The following is a 21,487-nucleotide window of genomic DNA, read 5'->3' on the forward strand; positions in this document are numbered from 1 at the left end:
GCGCGGCGGACCTGCGGCGTTTAACAGTATTGCGGGCCCCGGATGCCCCTCGAGGCTGATCGAAGCCGCGCTCCGGTCCGGTCGGCGGCGATCGGCGCGCGCGCGCCGGCGAAGAGGTTGCGAGCACGGCGGACGCGTCGGGCCCGGTCGGTTCGGTGCCGGCCCGGACCGGCCCCGCGGGCCGAGTCGCCAATGCCCTCCGCGACGACACCGTCGCGACCGGGGTGTCGGCGCCGCGGACACCCGGCGCTCCCGAGCCGGGGCCCGGGACGGCGCCCGGACCCCGAGGACCGCCGGGGCGGCGCGCGACGCGCCCGCGTCCCGCGCCTTGGCACGGGACGTGATACGGATGGGTCCAAGTCCGGCGCAGGCGACGCGCGCGCGCGACGACCAGGATGTGGAAACACCCATGAAGGCAGTCGTTGTCCGGGCGTTCGGCTCGGTCGCAGGGGCCGTGTACGGCGACCATCCCGACCCGTCGCCGGGACCCGGCGAGGTCCTGATCGCGGTCGATGCCGTCGAGACCAACTATCCCGACCTGCTCGTCATCGAGGGCCGCTACCAGGTCAAGCCGCCCCTGCCTTTCGTGCCGGGCAAGGCCGCGGCCGGGACGGTGGCGGCGCTCGGGGCCGGCGTCACCGGGCTCGCCGTCGGCCAGCGGGTCGCCGCGCAGGTCGAGTACGGCGCCTACGCCGAGCTGCTCTGCGCCCCGGCCTCGTCCTGCTACCCGGTGCCGGAGACCTTGAGCGCGCGGACGGCCGCCGCCGCCGTCCTGACCTACCAGACCGCGTGGTTCGCCCTGAAGGACAGGGCCGCCCTGCGTCCGGGCGAGAGCGTCCTGGTGCTCGGCGCCGCGGGCGGGGTCGGGGTCGCCGCGCTGCAGCTCGCCCGGGCGCTCGGCGCCGGCCTCGTCATCGCCGGGAGCCGCGGGAGCGCCAAGGCGGAGGTGCTGCGGCGGGCCGGCGCGGACGCGGTCGTCGACCTGAGCCGGCCCGACCTCCGCGACGGGCTGCGGGAGGACGTGCGCCGCCTGACCGACGAACGCGGCGTCGACGTCGTCATCGATCCGGTCGGGGGCGCGGCGTTCGAGCCGGCCCTGCGGTCCCTGGCCTGGCGCGGGCGCCACGTCGTCATCGGCTTTGCCGGCGGCGACATCCCGGTGGCCCGCACGAACTACCTGCTGGTGCGCAACATCGCCGTCCTCGGCCTCCAGGCGTCGGACTACCGCGACCGGTGGCCCGGGGAGGCGGCGGCCGCGCAGGCCGAGATCTTCGCGTTGATCGCGCGCGGGGCCTTCGCCCCGGTGGTGAGCCGCACCCTGCCGCTGGACGCCTTCGCGGAGGCCCTCGCCTGCCTGCGGGCCGGGGAGGCCCGGGGCAAGATCGTCCTGACCACCGCGGGAGCCGGCCGATGAGACCCCTCGACGGCATCCTGGTCCTCGACTTCTCGACCCTGCTCCCCGGCCCGATGGCGACGCTGATGCTCGCCGAGGCGGGGGCCGAGGTCGTCAAGATCGAGCGCCCGGGGAGCGGCGACGAGATGCGCCGCTACGATCCGGCCTGGGGGCGCGACAGCATCAACTTCGCGCTGCTCAATCGCGGCAAGAAGAGCCTCGCCCTCGACCTCAAGGATCCCGCGGCCCGGACGCGCCTCCGTCCGCTGCTGGAGCGGGCCGACGTCATCGTCGAGCAGTTCCGCCCCGGCGTCATGGCCCGCCTCGGCCTCGACTACGCGCAGGTGCGCACCCTCAACCCGCGGGTGATCTACTGCTCGGTGACCGGCTACGGGCAGACCGGGCCGAAGGCGGACGTCGCCGCGCACGACCTCAACTACATCGCCGAGACGGGCCTGCTGTCGCTCTCGCTCGGGGACCCGGCGCGGCCGGTCGTGCCGCCCGCCCTCATCGCCGACATCGCCGGCGGGGCCTACCCGGCGGTGATCAACGTCCTGCTGGCGCTCCAGGAGCGGGCCCGGACCGGACGCGGGCGCCACCTCGACGTGGCGATGACCGACAACCTGTTCCCGTTCCTCTACTGGGCGCTGGGGAACGGCCAGGCGGCCGGCGCGTGGCCCGGCAACGGCACCGACCTCGTGACCGGGGGAACGCCCCGCTACCACCTCTACCCGACCCGGGACGGCAGGGTCGTGGCCGCGGCGCCGATCGAGCAGAAGTTCTGGGACGCGTTCTGCGGGCTGATCGGCCTCGAGGAGCGGTACCGGGACGACGCCCGCGATCCGGCCGCGACGCTCGCCCGGGTGCGGGACATCCTGGCGGGCGAGGACGCGGCGACCTGGGCGGCGCGCTTCTCGGGGCAGGATTGCTGCTGCACCGTCGTGGTCGGGGTGCGCGAGGCGATGGAGGACCCCCACTTCCGCAGCCGGGGTCTGTTCGCCCACGTCCTGTCGGGCGCCGGCGGGGAGAGCCTCGCGGCCCTGCCGGTGGCCATCGATCCGGGCTTCCGCCCGGAGGCCGGCACGCCGCTCGCCGCCCCGGATCTCGGCGAGCACACCGAGGCCTACCTGGGGGACGACCCCGTCCGGCCCTGACCGGCGCGCGGGCCCCGGGGGAGCGACCCGCGATACGGCGCCATGCGAGGACCGAGACCGTGCCGGGCGCCGCCACGCGTGCGCCCGGCGCAACCACGAGCCAGAACACGCGACAACGGGAGGATTGGATGAAGACGCTTCGCTGGATGCCGCTCGCCCTCGGCCTGCTGGGGCCCGCCACGGGGGCGGCCGCCCAGGTCTCCGACGACGTCGTGAAGATCGGCGTGCTCGACGACATGTCCGGCCCCTACGCGGACATCCAGGGACCGGGCGACGCCGTGGCGGTGCGCCTGGCGGTCGAGGATTTCGGCGGCCGCGTGCTCGGCAAGCCGATCGAGGTGATCGACGGCGACCTCCAGAACAAGCCCGACGTGGGCTCGGCGATCGCGCGGCGCTGGTACGACATCGACAAGGTCGACGCGATCCTGGGCCTCGGCCATTCCGGCGTCGCGATCGCCGTGCAGGGCATCGCGCGCGAGAAGAACCGCATCAACATCGTCACCTCGGCGGGCTCGACCGACATCACCGGCAAGTTCTGCTCGCCCAACGGCCTCCACTGGGTCTACGACACCTACGCGCTCTCCAACGGCACCGCGACCGCCGTGATGAAGCAGGGCGGGGGCGACAGGTGGTTCTTCGTCACCGCCGACTACGCCTTCGGGCACGCCCTCGAGCGCGACGCCGCCGCCGTGGTGAAGCGGTCGGGCGGGCAGGTGGTGGGCCAGGTCCGCGCGCCCCTCAGCACCGCGGACTTCTCCTCCTACCTGCTCCAGGCGCAGGGCTCGGGGGCCCAGGTCATCGGGCTCGCCAACGCGGGCACCGACACCACCAACGCCATCAAGCAGGCGGCGGAGTTCGGGATCACCGGCGGGGGCCAGAAGCTCGCCGGGCTCCTGGTGCTCATCACCGACATCCACGCCCTCGGCCTGCGCAACGCCCAGGGCCTGCTGTTCACCGAGGCCTATTACTGGGACCAGAACGACGAGACGCGCGCCTTCGCCAGGCGCTTCTCCGCCCGCCACAAGGGCAAGCCGCCGACGATGTTCCAGGCGGGCATCTACAGTGCCGCCATGCACTACCTCAAGGCCGTCGGGAAGGCCGGCACCGACGAGGCCGGCGCCGTGATGGCGGCGATGCGCGAGACGCCCGTGAACGACTTCATGACCCGGAACGGCCGCATCCGCGAGGACGGCCGCCTGATGCGCGACATGTACCTGATGAAGGCCAAGCAGCCCGCCGAGTCGAAGGGCGAGTGGGACCTGATGAACGTCGTGGCGACGATCCCGGCCGACCAGGCCTACAAGGGGATCGAGGGGAGCGAGTGCCCCCTGGTGAGGCGCCCGCAATAGCCCGTCAGCCGCCCGTCTCCGCCAGGAGCTTGTAGAGGTAGGAGCGCGAGATGCCGAGCGCCGCGGCGACGCGCTTCTTGTTGCCGCCGTGGAGCGCCATCGCGTCCCGCACGAGGTCGGCCTCGGTGCGCACGACGGCGTCCCGGAGGGTCCTGGCGGCCCCCGCGCCCCCGGGCGCCGCCGGCCTGTTGTGCACGGCGTCGCGGTCGAGCACCGCGACCGTGATGCGGCCGTTCTCGGCGAACACGAAGGCGCGCTCGACCGCGTGCCGGAGCTGGCGCACGTTGCCGGGCCAGGCCTGGTCCATCCAGTGCGCCAGGGCGTCCGGCAGCACGGCGGGCTCGGGCCGGCCGTGGCGCTCGGCGACCTCGCGCAGGAAGTGCGGCACCAGGAGCGCGATGTCCTCGCGCCGCTCGCGCAGCGGCGGCACCGTGACGACGATCGGGGCGACGCGGTAGTAGAGGTCGAGCCTGAACCGGTTCTCGGCCACGAGCGCCTGCAGGTCGCGGTTCGTCGCGGTGATGAGCCGGAAGTCGACCTCGCGGGCCCGGTCGCTGCCGATGCGCTCGACGATGCGGTCCTGGAGCACCCGCAGCAGCTTGGACTGGACCTCGACCGGCATGTCGCCGATCTCGTCGAGGAAGATCGTGCCCCCGGCGGCCTGCTCGAACTTGCCCTTGCGGCCCTTGCGGTCGGCCCCCGTGAAGGCCCCGGCCTCGTAGCCGAACAGCTCCGCCTCCACGAGCGTCGCCGGCAGGGCCGCGGCGTTGAGCATGACGAGGGGCTGGTCGCGGCGCGGGCTCAGGCGGTGGAGGGATTGCGCGACGAGCTCCTTGCCGGTGCCGCTCTCGCCCTGGATCAGGATCGGGATCTCGAGGGGGGCGACCTTGATGACCTCGCCGCGCAGGCGCTGCATGGCGGGGCTGTCGCCGATGAGGTCGTCGAGGCCGTAGCCGCGGTTCTGCAGCGCCGCCGCCTTGCGGCGGTAGAAATCCACCTCGCTCTCGAGGGCCTTGATGCGCCGGCCGAGGGCCTCGACCTGCTCGGGGCCCTTGAACATCACCCGCCCGACCGCGCCCACCGCCCTGCCGTCGCGCTTGATCGGGATGCGCGAGACCACCCGCTCGAGCCCCTTCATGCGCTGGATCGCGCCGATCTCGGCCCGGCCGCTCTCCACGACCTTGTCGAGGCGGCTGTTCTCGATCACCTGCCGCACCGGGCGGCCGTTGGCCTCGCCGTGCGCGAGGCCGAAAAAGGATTCGTGGACGGGCGAGATGTAGACGATCCGCGCCGCGGCATCGACGACCGTCATGGCGTCGAAGGGGTCGGTGAGCAGGTGATCGAGGATGTCGTAGGCGAAATCGACCGAGCCGACGAAGTCCAGCACGGCGCCGCTCACCGGGCTCAGCACCAGCAGGTGCCCGCCCGCCATGGGGGCGGCCAGCACCGCGAAGGCGTGCCGGTCGAGGCTGAGCGCCGTCAGGCGGCGCCGCACGGCCTCCTCGCGCCAGTCCCGGTCGGCCGCGAGGCTGCGCACCCGCGGGTCGAGCCCGAGCCCGGCCCCGAACGCGACGCGGCCGGCCTCGTCCACCGCCACGATGCCGGCGATCTCGGGACGCTGCCCGGCCATTCCCGCCACCCGCCCTGTGTCCTTCGTGCGGACACATAGCAGCACCCCTGTCCGGCGCAACGACAGTCTCGGCCGCATTCCGCGGGCCTTTCCCCGCATTCCGCGGGCTTTCCCCCGCATCCCGCGGGCTTTCCCCCGCATCCCGGGCTGGCACACCGGTTGCGGTGGGGAGGGCGACGCGGCCAACCGACACCGAACGCCATGGCGCCCGAGACGCACGCCCATCCCACGCCCCTCGACGACCTTCCGCCGCCCCCCGACGGGCCGGGCTTCGACCTCCTGCACGGCGTGCGCGTCCTCGACCTGACGACCTCCGTCGCCGGGCCGTTCGCCACCATGCTGCTCGCCGACATGGGGGCGGAGGTGATCAAGGTCGAGCGCCCCGGCACGGGCGACGACGCGCGCGCCTGGGGACCGCCGTTCCTCGAGGGGGAGTCGCTCTGGTTCCTCAGCGTGAACCGCAACAAGCGCAGCCTCTGCCTCGACTACGGGGGGCCGGAGGGACGGGCGGTGCTGCACGACCTCGTCCGGCGCTGCGACGTGGTGGTCCTCAACCAGCCGCCGCGGGTCGCCGCCAAGCTCGGGCTCGACGCCCCGACCCTGCGGGCCCTGCGCCCCGACCTGATCTACGTCTCGATCACGGGGTTCGGGCTGTCGGGGGAGCGGGCCGACTGGACCTGCTACGACCTCATCGCGGAGGGCTATTCCGGGGTCATGGACCTCACCGGGGCCGGGGGCGGCGCGCCCCAGAAGGTCGGCGCCCCGGCCGCCGACATGCTGGCCGGGCAGGACGCCGCCTTCGCGACGGCGGCGGCGCTGCACGCCCGCGCGCGCACGGGCCGGGGGCGCACCATCGACGTCGCCCTCGTCGACTCGATGACGCGCTTCCTCACCTGCCGGATCGTGCCCTATCTCGGCTCCGGCGAGGTGCCGACCCGCTCGGGCGGCACCGACAGCGTGATCGCGGTCTACCAGGCCTTCGAGACCGCCGACCTGCCCATCACCCTCGGGCTCGGCAACGACAATCTCTGGTCGCGGTTCTGGGAGGCGCTGGGGCGGCCCGCGGTCGCGGCCGGGGCGGGCTACGCGGGCAACGCCGCCCGGCGCGGGCGGCGCGGCGAGATCGTCGCGATGATCCAGGCGATCCTGCGCGAGAAGCCGCGGGCGCACTGGCTCGCCCTGTTCCGGGAGGCCCGCATCCCGGCCGGCCCGATCAACCGGGTCGACGAGGTCGCGGCGGACGAGGCCCTGCGCCGGCGCGGCCTCGTCTACCGCATGGAGCGGGAGGACGGCTCGGCGGTGCCCCAGGTCGGCACCGGGATCCAGCTCGACGGCCGCCCCAACGCCCCCCGCTCGGCGCCGCCGCGCCTGGGCGAGCACGACCGGGCTGTGCTGACCGAGGTGCTCGGCTATGATGACGACAAGGTCCGCGCCCTCGCAGGCAGCGGCGCAATCCAGGGAGAAACGCGTGTCCCTTGAGACGATACACTACGTCGAGGACGGGCCGATCGGCACCATCACGCTGAATCGCCCGCACGACGGGAACATGTTCAACGTGACGATGTGCCACGAGATCCGGGATCTGTTCAACGAGATCCGGCGCGAGACGCGGACCCGGGTCATCGTCATCACGGGCGCGGGCGACCGCTTCTTCTGCATCGGCGGGCGCAAGGACGGCATGGAGGAGACCCTGCTCTACGCCGGGACGCTCCCGACCCTCGAGATCTACGAGGCGATCGAGAAGTGCCAGAAGCCCGTCATCGCCTCGGTGAACGGCTTCGCGGTGGGCGGCGGCAACGTGCTGCAGATGCTCTGCGACTGCACCATCGCCAAGGAGAGCGCGGTCTTCCGCCAGGTCGGCCCGATGATGGGCTCGTTCGACGCCGGCTACGGCACCTGGTACCTCGAGGACATGGTGGGGAAGAAGAAGGCCAAGGAGATCTGGTTTCGCAACCCCAAGATGAGCGCCCGGGAGGCCCTCGACCTCGGCCTCGTCAACAAGGTGGTGCCGGACGCCGACCTGGCCGCGGAAACGCGGGCCTTCGCGCTCGAGATCGCCGACCGCGGCGCCTTCGCGCTCGCCTCCGTCAAGGCCGCCTTCAACGCCCGCCACGGCGGCGTCTCGGGCTTGTCGCGCATGGCCCACGACCTCCTGCTGCGCGCCTACCTCGAGACGCAGGAGCACCACGAGCTCTCCGCCGCGATGGCCGGGAAGCGCCGGCCCGATCCCGACAAGTTCGGGCACTAGTTGCGCTCCCGGCCGAGGTGGACACCGCGATGCGCCCCTTCCTGACCCTGCACCATCCCGCCCGGGCCCGGCGCTACTACGAGCAGGGCCTGTGGCGGTCCGACACGCTCTACGGCCTGCTCGCGCGCCACGCCGCCGAGCGGGCGCAGGCCTGCGCGCTTGAGGACGGGCGCCGCAGCCTGTCCTGGGGCGACCTGAAGGCGTGGGTGGACGGCGTGGCGGCGGCCCTGCGCGCGCGGGGCCTCGTGGCGGGCGACCGGGTCTCCGTGTGGCTCTCCAACCGGGCCGAGGCGATCGTCCTGCTCCTCGCCTGCTCGCGCGAGGGCTTCGCCTGCAACCCGAGCCTGCACCGCACCCACATCTGCGCGGAGATCGGGACCCTGCTCCAGCGCCTGTCCGCCCGCGCCTTCCTGTCGGAGCCCGGCTGGGGCGCCGGCAGGATTCCGGGCGCGCTGGAGGACGCCCTGGCGGGCGTGGCGACCCTGAGGGCCGTCTACGACCCGGAGAGCTTCCCGGGGCCGGGGCCCGCCGCGACGGCGCCGAGCGAGGACCCCGACAAGGTGGTCTACCTCGCGTTCACCTCCGGCACGACGGGCGCGCCGAAATGCGTCATGCACTCGGACAACACGCTCCTCGCCAACGGCCGCGAGCTCGTCCGCGACTGGCGCCACGGGGCCGACACCGTGCTCTACAGCCTCTCGCCGCTGTCGCATCACATCGCCTGGGTCGGCGTGGCGCAGTGGCTCGCGGCGGGCTGCCGGTTCGTCACCGACGACCCGCCCCCCGGCCGGACCCGGCTCGACTGGATCCTGGAGACCGGCGCCACCTACGTGCTCGGGGTCCCGACCCACGCGATGGACATCCTGGCCGAGCAGCGGGCGCGCGGGCTCACGCGCCTCGGCCGGGTCGCGGTGTTCTACATGGCGGGCGCGGCGATCCCGCCCTCGGTGGCACGAGGGTTCCTGCGGCAGGGCATCCAGCCGCAGAACATCTACGGGATGACCGAGAACTCGTCGCACCAGTACACCCACCCGGACGACGACGAGGACACGATCACGGCGACCTGCGGCCGCGGCGGCCGCGCCTACGAGGTCCGGCTGTTCGATCCGGCCGATGACGACCGCCCGGTCGGCACCGGGGCGGTCGGCCAGATCGGCGGGCGGGGCGCCGCCCTGATGCTCGGCTACTTCGACAACCAGGCCGCCACGGAGGCGAGCTTCAACGCCGAGGGATGGTTCCTGTCGGGCGACCTCGGGATCCTGGACGCCCGGGGCAACCTGCGCATCGAGGGCCGGCTCAAGGACCTCATCATCCGGGGCGGCCACAACATCTACCCGACCCACATCGAGGCGCTCGCCCTGCGCCACGCCGCCGTGGAGCGGGTCGCCTGCATCCCGGTCCCCGACGAGCGCCTGGGCGAGCGCGTCTGCATCGCGGTGCTGGGCGCGGCGGAGCCCGCCGACCTCCTGGCCCACCTCGCCCGCGAGGGCCTGTCCCGGTTCGACATGCCGGAATACTTCGTGCGGCTCGACGCGTTCCCCCTCACGGCGAGCGGCAAGATCCTGAAGCGCGAGCTCGTCGAGCGCGTGCGGCGCGGCGAGCTGGTGCCCGCGCCGGTCCGCTACCGTGCCGATGAGAGGCTCGAGGCATGAGCGTCGTCCTGACCCGGCGCGAGGAGTTCGCGCTCCTCACCCTCGACCGGCCGGAGGCCCTCAACGCCCTGTCGTTCGCGATCCTGGGCCGAATCGGCGCGGCCCTCGACGAGGCGGCGACCTGGCCGGTCCGCGCCCTCCTGGTGACGGGCGCCGGCCCGAAGGCCTTCTGCGCCGGAGCCGACATCAAGGAACTGCGCGGGCGCAGCCTCGCGGAGCAGAAGCGGGGCGCCGAGTTCGGCCAGGCGGTGTTCGCCAAGGTGGGGCGCCTGCCGTTCGCCAGCGTCGCGGCCGTCAACGGCTTCGCGTTCGGGGGCGGCCTCGAGCTCGCCCTCGCGTGCACGTTCCGCCTCGCGAGCGCGAACGCCAGGATGGGCCTGCCGGAGATCAAGCTCGGGCTGATCCCGGGCTACGGCGGCACGCAGCGCCTGCCGCGCCTGATCGGCGAGGGGCGCGCCCTCGAGCTCATCATGACCGGGCGCAGCGTCGGGGCCGAGGAAGCCCTGCGCATCGGGCTCGTCAACCGCCTCGTCGAGGGCGACCCGGTGGAGGCCGCCATGGCGTTCGCCCGGGAGTTCACGGGCTACGGCCTGCCGGCCCTCGGTTTCGCCCGCGAGGCGGTGAGCCGCGCCCTCGACGCGCCGATCCACGAGGGCCTCAGGATCGAGGCCGACCTCTCGACCCTGGCCTTCCGCACCCGCGACGCCGAGGAGGGCATGGCGGCCTTCAGCGAGAAGCGCGAGCCCGAGTTCCGCGATGAGTAGCGGTCAGGTCATCGTGACGGGGGCGAGCCGCGGGATCGGCGCCGCCATCGCGGCCGAGCTCGACCGCCGCGGCTACACGGTGGCGGGCCTGTCGCGCTCCGGCGAGGCGGCCGTCGGCTACGGCCTGCCCTGCGACGTCGCCGACGAGGCCTCGCTGCGGGAGGCCGTCGCGGCGGTGGCGGCCCGGGGCCCGGTCGTCGGCCTCGTCAACAACGCCGGCGCCCATCGGGCGACGCCGAGCGCGGTCCTCGGCACCGGGGAGTTCGAGCGCACGATGCGCCTCAACGCCACGGCCGTGCTGGTGGCCTGCCGCGAGGCCTATCCCCACCTGGTCCGGGCGGGCGACGGGCTCATCGTCAACATCGGCTCGTTCTTCGACCGGATGGCGGTGCCCGAGAACGTCGCCTACTGCGCCTCCAAGGCGGCGGTCGCCGCCATCACCCGCTGCCTGGCCGCCGAGTGGGCGCGGGACGGCATCCGGGTGATCGACGTCGCGCCCGGCTACATCGAGACCGATCTCAACCGCGCCTTCCTCGCCCGCGAGTCGGTCAGGGCCTGGATCGGCCGGCGCATCCCGGTCGGCCGCCCGGGGCAGCCCGAGGAGGTCGCCCGGCTCGTCGGCGTCCTGTTCGCCGAGAAGATCGGCTTCCTCACCGGCGAGACGATCTACGTCGACGGCGGCCAGGGGAACAACCATTGATGCGGGCCCGGTCGAGCGAGAGTGTTTCATGAAGATCTTCGCGCAGATCGACCGGCGCCGGGACTGGTCCGGGGACGAGACCCTCGTCCTCGACCAGGTGCGCCGCCTCGCCTCCGACCTGATCGCGCCGCGCGCCGCGCATCACGACCGGACCGGCGAGTTCCCCTGGGACAACGTCAGGGCCATCAACGAGCTCGGCCTCAACGCGATCTTCGTGCCCGAGGCCTACGGCGGCGCGCCGATGTCGTTCCGGCTCTACCTGGAAGTGGTGAAGCTGATCTCGGAAGCCTGCGCGTCCACCGGCATCATCTACGCCACGAACTACCACGGCATGAAGCCGCTGATCGAGTTCGGCACCGAGGAGCAGAAGACCCGGCTCCTGCCGCGCATCGCGGAGGGCGGCCTCGGCTCGCTCGCCATCACGGAGCCCGGCGCCGGTTCGGACGCCACCGGCATGCGCACCCGCTTCACCCCGGACGGCGACGACATCGTCGTCGACGGCGGCAAGACCTTCATCACCTCGGGGGACGTCGCCGACCTGATCCTGCTCTTCGGCAAGTGGAGCGAGATCCCGGAGCCGAAGAAGGCGATCTCCGTGCTCATCCTCGAGAAGGGCACGCCGGGCTTCGAGACCGTGCGGCTCGAGGAGAAGATGGGGCACTGCGCCTCCTCGACGGCGAGCATCGCCTTCAACGGCTGCCGGGTGCCGCGCGCCAACCTGATCGGCGAGCCCGGCGAGGGCCTGCGCATCCTGCTCGCCTCGCTCAACCGCTCGCGCCCCAGCGTCGCGGCCCACGCCCTCGGCATCGCCAAGGCGGCCTTCGACGACACGGTGGCGTACGGAAACGAGCGCAAGCAGTCCGGCCAGCGGGTTCTCGACTTCCAGGCGAACCAGTTCCTGCTCGCCGACCTCGCCAGCGACCTCGCCATGACGGAGGCCTGGCTCGACTACGTGGCGGGGCTGATCGACACGGGGGCGACCGACTTCGGCATCGAGGCGTCGATCGCCAAGATGAAGGCGTCCGACCTCGCCATGCGCGTCACCACCGAGGCGGTGCAGCTGCACGGCGGCTACGGCTACTGCCGCGACTACCGCGTCGAGCGCCTGATGCGCGATGCCAAGATCACCCAGATCTGGGAAGGCACCAACCAGGTCCACCGTCAACTGATCGGCCGGAGCTTCGTGACGCGATGAGCAGCATCAGGACGGTTGCGGTCTGCGGCGCCGGCGGCACGATGGGGACGGGCATCGCCATCGTGGCCGCCCGCGCCGGCTTCCGGACCATCTCGTACGACGTCGCCGAGGCCCCCCTCGACCGGGCCGCCCGGCAGACCGCCGGCTTCCTCGGCAAGTCGGTCGAGCGCGGCAAGATGACGGCGCAGGAGCGCGACCACATCCTCGGGGCGATGGAGCGCACCACGGACCTCGAGGGCCTCGCCGAGGCCGACCTCGTGATCGAGGCCGTGTTCGAGGACCTGGCGGTCAAGAAGGCGCTGATGGCCCGGCTCGACGGCGTCTGCTCCGGGTCGGCGATCTTCGGCTCCAACACCTCGACGCTCTCGATCACCGAGATCGCCGCCGGGTCGAAGCGGCCCGACCGGGTCGTCGGGATGCATTTCTGCCTGCCGGCGCAGCTGATGAAGCTGATCGAGATGTCGCCCGGCCTCCTCACCTCGGACGAGACCTTCCGGGCCGCCTGGGCCTGGACGGAGGCGTGCGGCCAGATCCCGGTCAGGACGCAGGACAAGCCGGGCTTCATCCTCAACGCGCTGCTGGTCCCGTTCAACAACGACGCGATCCGGGCGGTGGAGGCCGGCGTCGCCGACGCCGCCGACGTCGACCGGGCGATCAAGGCGGCCCTCGGCTACAAGATGGGTCCGCTCGAACTCATCGACCTGATCGGCCTCGATACCCAGGTCCGCCTGTGCGAGGCGTTCTACCCGGTGACCCTCGATCCCCGGGCCGCCACCCCGCCGCTGCTGCGCCGGATGGTGGCCGCGGGGCTGCTCGGCCGCAAGTCCGGCCGCGGCTTCTTCACCTACGACGGCAACGCGATGTTCGGAGCCTGAGCGTGCGATATGCGATCGTGAGGAGCGGCGCGAGCCGCTCGTTTCCGGACGGCGATCCCTTCCTCGGCCGGGCCGTGCCGGCGGACGCGGCGGAGGTCGTGGTCCACCTCGCCGGGGCGGAGTTCCGGCCGGCGGCCGGCAGGGCGGCGGTGCTCGTCGAGCTCGGCACCGAGTGCCTCGGGTTCCACACCGGGGAGGATCCGGCCGGGGAGGGGGGCAACGTCCTGGGCTTTGCCCGCTACCGGAACGGGGACGACCCCCCGTCGGCCCTCGTCGAGCTCGTGCGCCGGCCGGGAACGTCCGCCGACGCGGTCGCGGCGGCCCGCGCGGTCTTCGAGGAGGCCGGCCTCGCCGTCGTGGTGTGCGGCGACCAGGCCGGCCGCATCGTCGACCGCCTCGTCCGCCCGAAGTACAATGCGGCGCTGCGCCTCCTCGACGAGGGGCTCGCCACGCAGGGGGACATGGACCTCACCTGCCGGCTCGGCCTGGGATACCCGGACGGTCCGATCGAGCGCGTCCTGCGGGGCGGCCTCGCCCACCACCACGACGTGACCCGGGCGCTGTTCGAGACCTACGGCAGCGCGGGTTTCGCGCCCGCCCGCCGCGCCGTCGTCGAGGCGCAGCGGCGCGGAAAGGCCGCCGTGCCGCCGGACTGAAGACCGCGGCGGGGGCCGCGGGAGCGTCCCGGAGCGCCGCGGCCGCCCGCGCGACCTCCCCGGCAGGCGCGCTGCCGACCGGGCCCCTTGTCCGGCCGGAGCCGAGCGCATCGCGCGCTTCGACGCCGGCGACGGGCCCCGGTTGATCTCCGAACGCTGCCGGACCCGGCCGCAATCCACGGCTGGCGAGGTCCGGGGCCGGACAGGTCGGCGGCCGCGGCGGGAGAGCGGCGCACTTCGTCGGCCTGACGCGGGCGGCGGCGGGCCCAACCCGGCTACCCCTTCCGGCGCCGCCGCACCGCCTTTCGGCGGTGCCGCACCCGTTTCGGGGGGCGCCGCCGGTCCCATCCGGGGGCCTCCCGCGCACCCGGCGGCCGGACCGCTCCGCCCCGCCGCCATCCCGTTGAGCGCGCGCCATTTCTCGCGGCGGGCGGGGCCGGGGCAGGGCGCACGCGGAGCGACCGACGGGCGGACGCCTCTACCGCTTCGGGACGGCCCGCCTCACCCTTTTGGGCCGTTCCGGTCGGCGAAGGCCCGGCTAGCCTGCTGCGGGCCGGAGCGGTCTCTATCGGGTCCGAACGCGGATGCGCCGCCACGAGGCGGGTCCGCAACCTGAGAGACCTAGCCGGCGCGGGGTGCCATGCTGATCGTCGCCAGTGCCGTCCTGATCATCCTCGCCTGGATCTGCGGGGCGCGGCGCTTTGCCGAGGCCGTCCTGCTGACCCGCTCGGTGTGCGATCCGCTCTTCTCGCTGACGAAAGCGGCGGGCCGGGAGGATGTCGGGCTCGGCGCGGCCATCAACATCGCGGTGATCGTGGTCGCGCTCGGCTGCATCCTGAACCGGCGCCGGGTCAGCGTCGGCCCGGCCGCGTCGCTCTGGCTGCCCTTCCTCGCCGTGTGCCTCGCCGCGGTGCCGATCGCCCCGGATCCCACGGCGGCGTTCCGGCTCTACATGATCTTCGTCACGCACGCGGCCATCTGCTTGCTGGCGTTCTACTTCGTCCACAGCCTCGCGGACCTGCGCCGGTTCCTCCTGATCATCCTGGCCGGATCGCTGCTGCCGACGCTCTACGCGCTGATCCAGCTCGCGTTCGGCTGGGCCGAGACCGAGGACGGGACGCGGGTGCTCAGCACGTTCGCGCACGCCAACATCTACGCGTACTACCTGATCACGATGCTGGCGCTCGTCTTCACGCTGCTGGCGGAACCCCGGTTCGAGCTCTCGCGCCGCCTGAGGCGCGGGCTCACGCTCTACGTTCCGCTCCTGCTCTTCCTGATCCTGATGACCAAGACGCGCAGCGCATGGGTCGCGACCTGTGTCATCCTGGGCATGTACGCCCTCCTGTTCGACCGGCGCGTCCTGCTCTACTTCCTGGCCGCGCCCGCGCTGCTCGTCGTCATGCCGGAGATCGCCGCGCGGATCGCCGACCTCCAGGACGGCAACTACAACGAGGCCTACGCCAAGCTCAACTCCTACACCTGGCGGCTTCTGCTCTGGCAGAGCGCCTTCGAGTGGATCTGGGAGAAACCGATCCTCGGCTGGGGCCTCGAAGCCTTCGCGCATTACGTCGCACAGTTCTTCCCGATGCACATCGACAACGACACGATCGACTCGCACAGCGTCTACGTCCAGCTCCTGTTCGAGACCGGCGTGCTCGGCCTCGCCGCATTCGCCTGGATCTACGTTCGCCTGACGGTCATCATGGCGCGTGCCGTGATGCAAGGCTACAGGTGGACCTGGATGATACTGTCGCTGATATTCGGATACTTGTTCATGTGTTACTCCGACAACATGTTGTATTATCTCATCCCGACTTGGTACATGTGGTTCGCGCTGGGCAGCGTCTGCGCGTTGCTGCGCACGCACCAGATGGAGCGGTCCCGGGCCAGGCAGATGCGGTCGAACCTTCGCGCCGCCGTCGCGTGACGCGGCCCGCGCCGGCGGGCCGCGACGATGCACCCCGCCGCGCCCCGCCCCGACGGACGAGCGCGCGATCAGACCTTGGGTCCGCACGGCGCCGACGGCTCGGTCTCCCGTCGCAGGCTCCTACCGCTAACGGATGAGGCATGCAGGCGGACTACGATGGCGCCATCACGGCTCTTTGCCGCTAGCGTACAGTGTCGCCACCGCGCATTCCAATCGATCCGGCCACGCGCGATGTTCGAGTTCCGTCCCGGAGACGACGGCCAGTTCCAAGTACTTTGCAGTAGGGTGAATTCCTTGCTCGTATTCCTGATGGAAACGGCAAAGATCCGCAGATGGAGCGTTGTATGCCAAGTGTCGACGTGATCGTTCCCTGCTATCGTTACGGGAAATACCTGCAGGAATGCGTCAGCAGCGTCCTGGCGGCGAAGACCTGCGACGTCCGGGTCCTGATCCTCGACGACGCGTCGCCGGACGACACGCCGGACGTCGCCACGAGGCTCCAGCGCGACGACCCGCGCGTCGAGTACAGGCGCCACGCGCAGAATTGCGGGCACATCGCGACCTACAACGAGGGGATCGCGTGGGCCCGGTCGGACTACCTCATGCTGCTCTCGGCGGATGATTTCGTCACGCCGGGCGCCCTGGACCGTGCGGTCGCGGTCCTGCGGGACAACCCCACCGTCGGCATGGTGTACGGCCAGCACCTCGAGTTGAGGAACGACGATGCGGAGCCCACCCTGCCCGCCGGCGCCAGCGCCGGCCCGGACGACGGGACCTGCCAGATCTACGACACCCGCGACTTCTTCGAGCTGAACCGCAGGATCCCTCAGGTCGCCACGGCGACCGTCGTCGTCCGGACCGATCTGCAGAAGCGGATCGGCGGGTACAATCCGGAACTGCCTCACGCCGGCGACTTCGAGATGTGGCTGCGCTTCGCCCTGCACGCGCGGGTGGCCCGGGTCAACGCCGCCCAGGGCGTCTGGCGCCTGCACGGGCAGAACATGTCGGAGAGCTACTTCTCCAACATGATGCGCGATCTCGAGCAGCGCAAGCGGAGCCTCGAGGTCCTGTTCGCGCTCCCGGCGGCGGCCGCGATCGCGGACATGCGCAGGGCCATGAACCTCGGCCTCGCGACCTCGGCCCTCTGCTGCGCGAACGAGCCCTTCGTGAAGGGCAACGTGGCCCAGGCGCAGGAGATGATGGCGTTCGCCAGGCGGGTGTCGCCGGAGATCGCCCGAACGCTGGCCTGGCACATCCAGACCGCGAAGATCCGGCTCGGCGCGCGGACGTGGCTCAAGGTCCGCGCCCTGGTCGTCGAGCGCCTCGGGCTGAAGCTCGACATGGTGCTCAAGTAGGAGCCGGCCGGGACCGGGCCGCCGAGACGGACCGGCGTCCTCCGCCCCCTGACCGCCGCCGCCGGACGGGGGCGTTCCGCGCCCGGCCCCGCCCCGGGCCGGGCCCGATGCCGGGGCCCGCGGCGGCCCTGGAACCCGTCCCGATCCTCCGACCGGGCGCTGAAGCCACGCCGCGCCGAGGCCCGCGCGCCGCGTGACGCGGCCCTGCCGATGGCCCGGCCTCAAACGAGCGGCGCCCGCGGATCCGCCGGCCCGAGCGGCCTTGCGGGTTCCGGCCGGCCGGGGAGGGCGGGGCATCGTCGGGGAGGCGGCGCGCCCATGGCCGCCGGCCGCGAGGCCCGCCGCCCCCGCCGCCGGGAGCTGCCCGACCCGTCGGCCTACCGGGCCGCGGCCGCGGGGCGGATCATGGTGTAGAGGTTGTGGCCGACCGACCAGGTCCTCAGCAGGCGCTTGAGATACCGCACGGGGTCCTGGTGGATCCGGCATTGCCGCAGCAGGACTCGCCGCGCCGCGACGGAGTCGCCCCGGTCCAGCAGCTGGCGCGCATATTCGAGCATGAGGAAGTTCTTGTACCGGTGCGCCGTCGAGGCGAGCCGGCGCGGCAGCTTCTGATGATGCGCGAGGTCCGCGAGGGTCCTCTCGAAGGAGGGCGGCAGGGGTGCCCTCTGGAGCTGGGAGGCGAGGACGCTCGTCGGATGACCGTCGCGATAGACCGCCGTCGGCCGGGCGACGTACCGGAACGCGCCGTGGAGGGCGAGCCGGCACCACGTATCGGTGTCGCCGCCCATCTGCACCCCGACCGGGAACAGGCCCGCCGTCACCAGCGCCGCGCGCCTGATCATGACCGCGCTCGGATGAACGGGGTAGCCGTAGACCGTCAGGGCGAACTTGAAGAAGTCGTCCACGCGCTGGCTCGGGACCGCCGCGGGAATGACGGGACGCGCGGCACTGCTCAGGACGTAGTTGCTGAACACGAGGATCGCGTCGCCGGCGGCCGCCGCCGCGACCAGATCCTCCAGGTGCGTGTCCGTCCACAGGTCGTCGGCGTCGAGGAAGGCGATCCAGTCCGCCCGCGCCTCCCGCACGCCGCGGTTGCGGGCCGCCGCTTCCCCCTGGTTGGCCTGGCGGATCAGGCGGATGCGGGGATCGGCGATGGCCTCGACGATGGCGCCGCCCCCGTCCCTCGAACCGTCGTCGACGACGACGAGCTCGAAATCCGCGAAGGTCTGGCCGAGAACGGCCCGGAGCGTTTCCGCGATCACGTCCGCCTTCTGGTAGAGCGGAATGACCACGGAGACCTGCGGCATCCCAACGTTCATCGCCATCCTCCGGACCCTCCGTCGCGACGCTCCGATCAGGCGGCCGGGCAGCCCGCCGCCGCAGCGCCGGTCCTCGTCATGCGGGACACCGCGCCGGACAGAGGCTAGCAGTCCCGGGGGGCGCCGGGACCACCGCACTAGGATACCGGGCCTCCCCTGAAGGTGGAGTGGGGCCGCTCGCGCTCGCGCCGCGACGGCGGGACGGACCTCGCGCCGGCGCGACTCGCCGGTCGGCGCTGCCCGCGAGGGCGTCCCGCCCGCGAAGGCCCCGCGCCCGGACCGCCGCCCCGGCCGTCATCGGGACGGCGCGGCGCGGCATCGGGCCGATCCACCACTATCGGCTCAATCGACAGCCTTGCTGGCCCGCAGACTTGCAAGTTTCCTCAAAATCTCTGCGACGTGTGATCTTATCTTTTCGCCTTGGTCTGTCTGATTGTCACAGACGTATCCAAATTTCAGCTCGTTCAAGGCGTACATCGTCTTAAGCTTTCCGGAGAATCCAGCCTCGGGGCTCAGGCATATTATCATGTGTTTATCCATTTAGCAGAATAGCATGGACGCATTAGCAAGAAAAGTACGTATTATTCGCGTACAGTTTGCGGGATAAGTTCCATATTTAACACGTTAAGGTTTTCAGCGGGAGCTTATGCCTGCGGCAGCGGGCCGTTCCTCCCGGGCCGGCCGCGGGCGCCCGGTTCCGGCCCGGGCCCACCGCGGCGCCCGGGGGATGCCGGCCCGATTTTTTCGCGCCTGTTGCACGCCGGGCGTAGGCACCGGCTCCTCAAGGCACGACAAGGGGGCGGGACAGCGATCCGAGACCGAGGGCATGGGCATTGTGGCAATCGTGGCGCGCCGGAATGCCCGCTGGCGTGCGGCGGCCCTGGCCGCCCTCGGCGCCGCGGCGGGATCCTTCTCGCTGTCGACCTTGCCGGGGTCCGCGGCCCGGGCGCAGGGGGCCGACCCCGACAAGGTCGACAGCGAGAACCTGTTCGGCTTCACCGAGGGGTCCGACACGGGCAGCAAGGGCGAGAAGGAGGTGATCCTCGACACCATCGGCCGCTTCAGCAAGCGCCGGGACGGCCCCGGGCGCTCCGGCTACGCGGCGGTCCAGCCCCTGCTCAGCTACCAGTACGACCCGACGGACTCCTTCACGATCGAGCCCGGCCTGTTCTTCGATGCCCGCGACAGCCGCAACATCGCGGGCGTGCCCGACAAGTCGTACGGGACGTTCAACGGCGGCTCGCTCGAGATGAAGTACCAGTTCCACAAGCGCACGGACGCCAGCCCCTTCGGGCTGGCGATCCAGGCCGAGCCGTTCTTCGAGCGCGTGCTGCCGGTCGAGGGACGCGGCGCGGACATCTTCAGCCTGGACACGCGCCTCATCGCGGACGTGCGGCTGATCCCCGACAGGCTCTGGCTCGGCGCCAACCTGGTCTACGATCCGTCCGTCGGCCGCCAGCGCGGCTCGCGGGAGGTCGACCGGAGCTCGACCCTGTCGCTGTCGGGGGCCCTGATGGCCAGGGTGTCGGACACCCTCTTCATCGGCCCCGAGATGCGCTACCTGCGCGCCTACGACGGCGCCTTCCTGAACCGGTTCGAGGGCCACGCCGTGTTCCTCGGGCCGGTGCTGCACCACCAGGTGTCCGAGAAGGGCTTCGTCTCGGTCGCCTACTCGGCCCAGGTGTTCGGCCACGACCGGGATCCCGACTACACCGACCGCGCCCTGGACCTCGCGCATTTTCCCCGCCACAGCGTGCGGGTTCGCTTCGGCGTCAACTTCTGACCGTGCGGCTGCCCATGACCGACCCGTTCCGCGCCTTCTGGCTCCGCCCGCGCCTGCTCGGCGCGATCGCGGCGGCGGCGTGCGTGGCCCTGCTGCTGCCGTCCGTCGCCGTCTGGACGCGGCTCCTCGCCGGCTGGTGCGTGGGGGTCTGCGCCTATGTGGGCCTCGTCGTCGGGAAGGCCGCGGCGCAGTCGCGGGACGACCTGCGGCGGGAGGCCTCGCGGCTCGACGACAGCGCCCCGGTGATCTCGCTGTTCGCCCTCCTGGCGGCCACGGCCAGCGTCGGCGCGGTCGGGATGCTGGTCTTCGGCCAGCAGGAGCACGACGCCGCCAGGCTGCCCCACGTCGTCCTGGCGGCGCTGACCATCGTCTGCGCCTGGGTCTTCGTCCAGGTCGTCTTCACGGTGCACTACGCGCACCTCTATTACGGCGAGGGCGAGCAGGGCACGAGCCGCGGCGGCCTGGACTTCAACGGCGACGAAGCGCCCGACTTCTGGGATTTCCTGTACTTCTCGGTGACGATCGGCGCCACGTCCCAGACCTCGGACACCGACGTCACCGCCAAGCCCATGCGCCGGATCGTGACCGCGCACACGGTCTACACGTACTTCTTCAACACCAGCCTGCTCGCGCTCGCGATCAACATGGCGGCCGGCCTCGCCCAGCACTGACCCCGCGCGCCGCGGCACGCCGCCGGCCGGAGCCCCCGGCGCGGGTCCGCCCGGGCCCGGCGGCTCAGGCCCCCGGCCCGGCCGGCCCCGCGGGCGGGAGCGCGACGCGCTCGACCGCGCGGACCATGCCGGCCGCGATCACCTCGTCGGGGATGCCGGGCCAGGTCGCGCGGGCGCGATGCACGATCATCGTCAGGTCGTCGCGCAGGCGGTCCAGCAACCAGGCCGCGATGACGTCGGGGCGGTCCGGCTGCTCCGGCATGGCGGCTCCTCCCGTCGGCCGCGGCGGGCCGCGCCGGCCCGGCCTCCGGGCCGGAGGGTAGACGTGCGGCGACACACAGTCCACGCGGCCCGTCGCTGGCAACCTTGCCGCCTCCGCCCGCACCGGGGCGGGCGTCGACCCGGCTCCCGCCGCGGGCCGGCGGCGGGATGGCGCCGAGGGTTGGCACACATGCGCATACCGGCCTTGTCCGTCCTCGCCTGCCTCGCCGTCGCCGGGAGCGCCCGCCCGGCCCTCGCCGGCGCCGACATCGTCGCCGCCTCGATCGTGATGGGCCGCCTGTACGTCCTCGGATGGACCGAGCGGCCGAGCACGCGGGTCACCCTCGACGACCGGTTCGAGACGACGTCCGACGCCAGCGGCATCTTCCAGTTCGAGCTCGTCCATCACCCGGCCTCCTGCATCGTGGAGGCCCGCGTCGAGGGCGGCCGCTACCGCGCCGTCGTGAGCAATTGCGGACGCTTCGTCTGCGCCACGGATCCGGACGCCGCCGCGGCCGCGGGCGGCGTGCCGGCCTCGCCCGCCCCGGCGACGGC

General features: G+C 72.4%; 18 protein-coding genes and 1 pseudogene. 16 read left to right on the forward strand and 3 right to left on the reverse strand.

From position 1 onward, the window contains the following. Window positions 1-409: 409 nt before the first annotated feature. The 3 genes from DT057_RS20335 to DT057_RS20345 all read left to right on the forward strand — a co-directional run bounded on the left by DT057_RS20335 (window position 410) and on the right by DT057_RS20345 (window position 3,896). Entirely contained in the window at window positions 410-1,414 is a 1,005-nt protein-coding gene (locus DT057_RS20335) for an NADPH:quinone oxidoreductase family protein (RefSeq protein WP_128563929.1), read from the forward strand. Continuing rightward, on the forward strand, window positions 1,411-2,547 hold the full coding sequence (locus tag DT057_RS20340) for a CaiB/BaiF CoA transferase family protein (RefSeq protein ID WP_128563930.1): 1,137 nt from the start codon (window positions 1,411-1,413) through the stop codon (window positions 2,545-2,547). Before DT057_RS20335 ends, DT057_RS20340 begins: the two co-directional genes overlap by 4 nt. A 128-nt stretch (window positions 2,548-2,675) precedes the next feature. Next, complete coding sequence (locus DT057_RS20345; RefSeq protein ID WP_128563931.1) at window positions 2,676-3,896, forward strand: ABC transporter substrate-binding protein; 1,221 nt, start codon at window positions 2,676-2,678, stop codon at window positions 3,894-3,896. Window positions 3,897-3,900: 4 nt separating this feature from the next. Here DT057_RS20345 and DT057_RS20350 read toward each other — a convergent pair whose 3' ends face one another. Further along, window positions 3,901-5,526, reverse strand: a complete 1,626-nt coding sequence (locus DT057_RS20350; protein WP_238314103.1) for a sigma-54 interaction domain-containing protein — start codon at window positions 5,524-5,526, stop codon at window positions 3,901-3,903. Window positions 5,527-5,727: 201 nt separating this feature from the next. On the opposite strand from DT057_RS20350, the gene DT057_RS20355 reads away from it, so the two are divergent. The 10 genes from DT057_RS20355 (at window position 5,728) to DT057_RS20400 (ending at window position 16,898) form a co-directional block, all read left to right on the forward strand. Continuing rightward, on the forward strand, window positions 5,728-7,005 hold the full coding sequence (locus DT057_RS20355; RefSeq protein ID WP_128563932.1) for a CaiB/BaiF CoA transferase family protein: 1,278 nt from the start codon (window positions 5,728-5,730) through the stop codon (window positions 7,003-7,005). After that, the gene (locus DT057_RS20360) at window positions 6,995-7,774 is read left to right on the forward strand and encodes an enoyl-CoA hydratase-related protein (RefSeq protein WP_128563933.1); all 780 of its coding nucleotides are present in this window, start codon (window positions 6,995-6,997) and stop codon (window positions 7,772-7,774) included. The genes DT057_RS20355 and DT057_RS20360 overlap by 11 nt, the downstream gene beginning before the upstream one ends. Before the next feature lie 29 nt (window positions 7,775-7,803). Continuing rightward, window positions 7,804-9,426: a class I adenylate-forming enzyme family protein gene (locus DT057_RS20365; protein ID WP_128563934.1), complete on the forward strand. Its 1,623-nt coding sequence runs from the start codon at window positions 7,804-7,806 to the stop codon at window positions 9,424-9,426. Further along, a complete protein-coding gene (locus DT057_RS20370) occupies window positions 9,423-10,190 on the forward strand; it encodes an enoyl-CoA hydratase/isomerase family protein (protein ID WP_128563935.1) in 768 nt (255 codons plus the stop codon). The genes DT057_RS20365 and DT057_RS20370 overlap by 4 nt, the downstream gene beginning before the upstream one ends. After that, the gene (locus DT057_RS20375) at window positions 10,183-10,890 is read left to right on the forward strand and encodes an SDR family NAD(P)-dependent oxidoreductase (protein ID WP_128563936.1); all 708 of its coding nucleotides are present in this window, start codon (window positions 10,183-10,185) and stop codon (window positions 10,888-10,890) included. The genes DT057_RS20370 and DT057_RS20375 overlap by 8 nt, the downstream gene beginning before the upstream one ends. Window positions 10,891-10,918: 28 nt before the next feature. Further along, window positions 10,919-12,085 (forward strand): acyl-CoA dehydrogenase family protein, encoded by a 1,167-nt coding sequence (locus DT057_RS20380; protein WP_128563937.1) that lies wholly within the window; start codon window positions 10,919-10,921, stop codon window positions 12,083-12,085. Beyond that, complete coding sequence (locus DT057_RS20385) at window positions 12,082-12,960, forward strand: 3-hydroxyacyl-CoA dehydrogenase family protein (RefSeq protein ID WP_128563938.1); 879 nt, start codon at window positions 12,082-12,084, stop codon at window positions 12,958-12,960. Before DT057_RS20380 ends, DT057_RS20385 begins: the two co-directional genes overlap by 4 nt. Before the next feature lie 2 nt (window positions 12,961-12,962). Continuing rightward, entirely contained in the window at window positions 12,963-13,616 is a 654-nt protein-coding gene (locus DT057_RS20390; protein WP_128563939.1) for a 3-hydroxyacyl-CoA dehydrogenase family protein, read from the forward strand. 640 nt (window positions 13,617-14,256) lie between these two features. Then, entirely contained in the window at window positions 14,257-15,543 is a 1,287-nt protein-coding gene (locus tag DT057_RS20395; RefSeq protein ID WP_128563940.1) for an O-antigen ligase family protein, read from the forward strand. Between the two features lie 344 nt (window positions 15,544-15,887). Then, the gene (locus tag DT057_RS20400) at window positions 15,888-16,898 is read left to right on the forward strand and encodes a glycosyltransferase family 2 protein (RefSeq protein ID WP_162501453.1); all 1,011 of its coding nucleotides are present in this window, start codon (window positions 15,888-15,890) and stop codon (window positions 16,896-16,898) included. Window positions 16,899-17,275: 377 nt separating this feature from the next. On the opposite strand, the gene DT057_RS20405 is transcribed toward DT057_RS20400, so the two are convergent. Beyond that, on the reverse strand, window positions 17,276-18,223 hold the full coding sequence (locus DT057_RS20405) for a glycosyltransferase family 2 protein (RefSeq protein ID WP_203236330.1): 948 nt from the start codon (window positions 18,221-18,223) through the stop codon (window positions 17,276-17,278). 820 nt (window positions 18,224-19,043) lie between these two features. Between DT057_RS20405 and DT057_RS20410 the strand changes: the two genes are divergently transcribed. Further along, a complete protein-coding gene (locus tag DT057_RS20410; protein ID WP_128563942.1) occupies window positions 19,044-20,000 on the forward strand; it encodes a hypothetical protein in 957 nt (318 codons plus the stop codon). A 14-nt stretch (window positions 20,001-20,014) separates the two neighbouring features. Continuing rightward, window positions 20,015-20,671, forward strand: a complete 657-nt coding sequence (locus DT057_RS20415) for a DUF1345 domain-containing protein (RefSeq protein ID WP_128563943.1) — start codon at window positions 20,015-20,017, stop codon at window positions 20,669-20,671. Window positions 20,672-20,735: 64 nt separating this feature from the next. Here DT057_RS20415 and DT057_RS20420 read toward each other — a convergent pair whose 3' ends face one another. Continuing rightward, entirely contained in the window at window positions 20,736-20,933 is a 198-nt protein-coding gene (locus DT057_RS20420) for a hypothetical protein (protein WP_128563944.1), read from the reverse strand. Between the two features lie 189 nt (window positions 20,934-21,122). On the opposite strand from DT057_RS20420, the pseudogene DT057_RS20425 reads away from it, so the two are divergent. Continuing rightward, a pseudogene (locus DT057_RS20425) lies at window positions 21,123-21,487 on the forward strand (hypothetical protein); the annotation flags it as partial.

The organism is Methylobacterium crusticola, assembly GCF_003574465.1.
GTDB lineage: Bacteria > Pseudomonadota > Alphaproteobacteria > Rhizobiales > Beijerinckiaceae > Methylobacterium > Methylobacterium crusticola.

What these genes read in the sequence shown, in the direction of transcription:
- DT057_RS20335 (WP_128563929.1), top strand. Translation starts at nt 410, where the DNA reads ATGAAGGCAGTCGTTGTCCGGGCGTTCGGCTCGGTCGCAGGGGCCGTG.
- DT057_RS20415 (WP_128563943.1), top strand. Translation starts at nt 20,015, where the DNA reads ATGACCGACCCGTTCCGCGCCTTCTGGCTCCGCCCGCGCCTGCTCGGC.
- DT057_RS20385 (WP_128563938.1), top strand. Translation starts at nt 12,082, where the DNA reads ATGAGCAGCATCAGGACGGTTGCGGTCTGCGGCGCCGGCGGCACGATG.
- DT057_RS20375 (WP_128563936.1), top strand. Translation starts at nt 10,183, where the DNA reads ATGAGTAGCGGTCAGGTCATCGTGACGGGGGCGAGCCGCGGGATCGGC.
- DT057_RS20410 (WP_128563942.1), top strand. Translation starts at nt 19,044, where the DNA reads ATGGGCATTGTGGCAATCGTGGCGCGCCGGAATGCCCGCTGGCGTGCG.
- DT057_RS20345 (WP_128563931.1), top strand. Translation starts at nt 2,676, where the DNA reads ATGAAGACGCTTCGCTGGATGCCGCTCGCCCTCGGCCTGCTGGGGCCC.
- DT057_RS20365 (WP_128563934.1), top strand. Translation starts at nt 7,804, where the DNA reads ATGCGCCCCTTCCTGACCCTGCACCATCCCGCCCGGGCCCGGCGCTAC.
- DT057_RS20395 (WP_128563940.1), top strand. Translation starts at nt 14,257, where the DNA reads ATGCTGATCGTCGCCAGTGCCGTCCTGATCATCCTCGCCTGGATCTGC.
- DT057_RS20350 (WP_238314103.1), bottom strand. Translation starts at nt 5,526, where the DNA reads ATGGCCGGGCAGCGTCCCGAGATCGCCGGCATCGTGGCGGTGGACGAG.
- DT057_RS20370 (WP_128563935.1), top strand. Translation starts at nt 9,423, where the DNA reads ATGAGCGTCGTCCTGACCCGGCGCGAGGAGTTCGCGCTCCTCACCCTC.
- DT057_RS20405 (WP_203236330.1), bottom strand. Translation starts at nt 18,223, where the DNA reads ATGGCGATGAACGTTGGGATGCCGCAGGTCTCCGTGGTCATTCCGCTC.
- DT057_RS20380 (WP_128563937.1), top strand. Translation starts at nt 10,919, where the DNA reads ATGAAGATCTTCGCGCAGATCGACCGGCGCCGGGACTGGTCCGGGGAC.
- DT057_RS20420 (WP_128563944.1), bottom strand. Translation starts at nt 20,933, where the DNA reads ATGCCGGAGCAGCCGGACCGCCCCGACGTCATCGCGGCCTGGTTGCTG.
- DT057_RS20355 (WP_128563932.1), top strand. Translation starts at nt 5,728, where the DNA reads ATGGCGCCCGAGACGCACGCCCATCCCACGCCCCTCGACGACCTTCCG.
- DT057_RS20340 (WP_128563930.1), top strand. Translation starts at nt 1,411, where the DNA reads ATGAGACCCCTCGACGGCATCCTGGTCCTCGACTTCTCGACCCTGCTC.
- DT057_RS20400 (WP_162501453.1), top strand. Translation starts at nt 15,888, where the DNA reads ATGCCAAGTGTCGACGTGATCGTTCCCTGCTATCGTTACGGGAAATAC.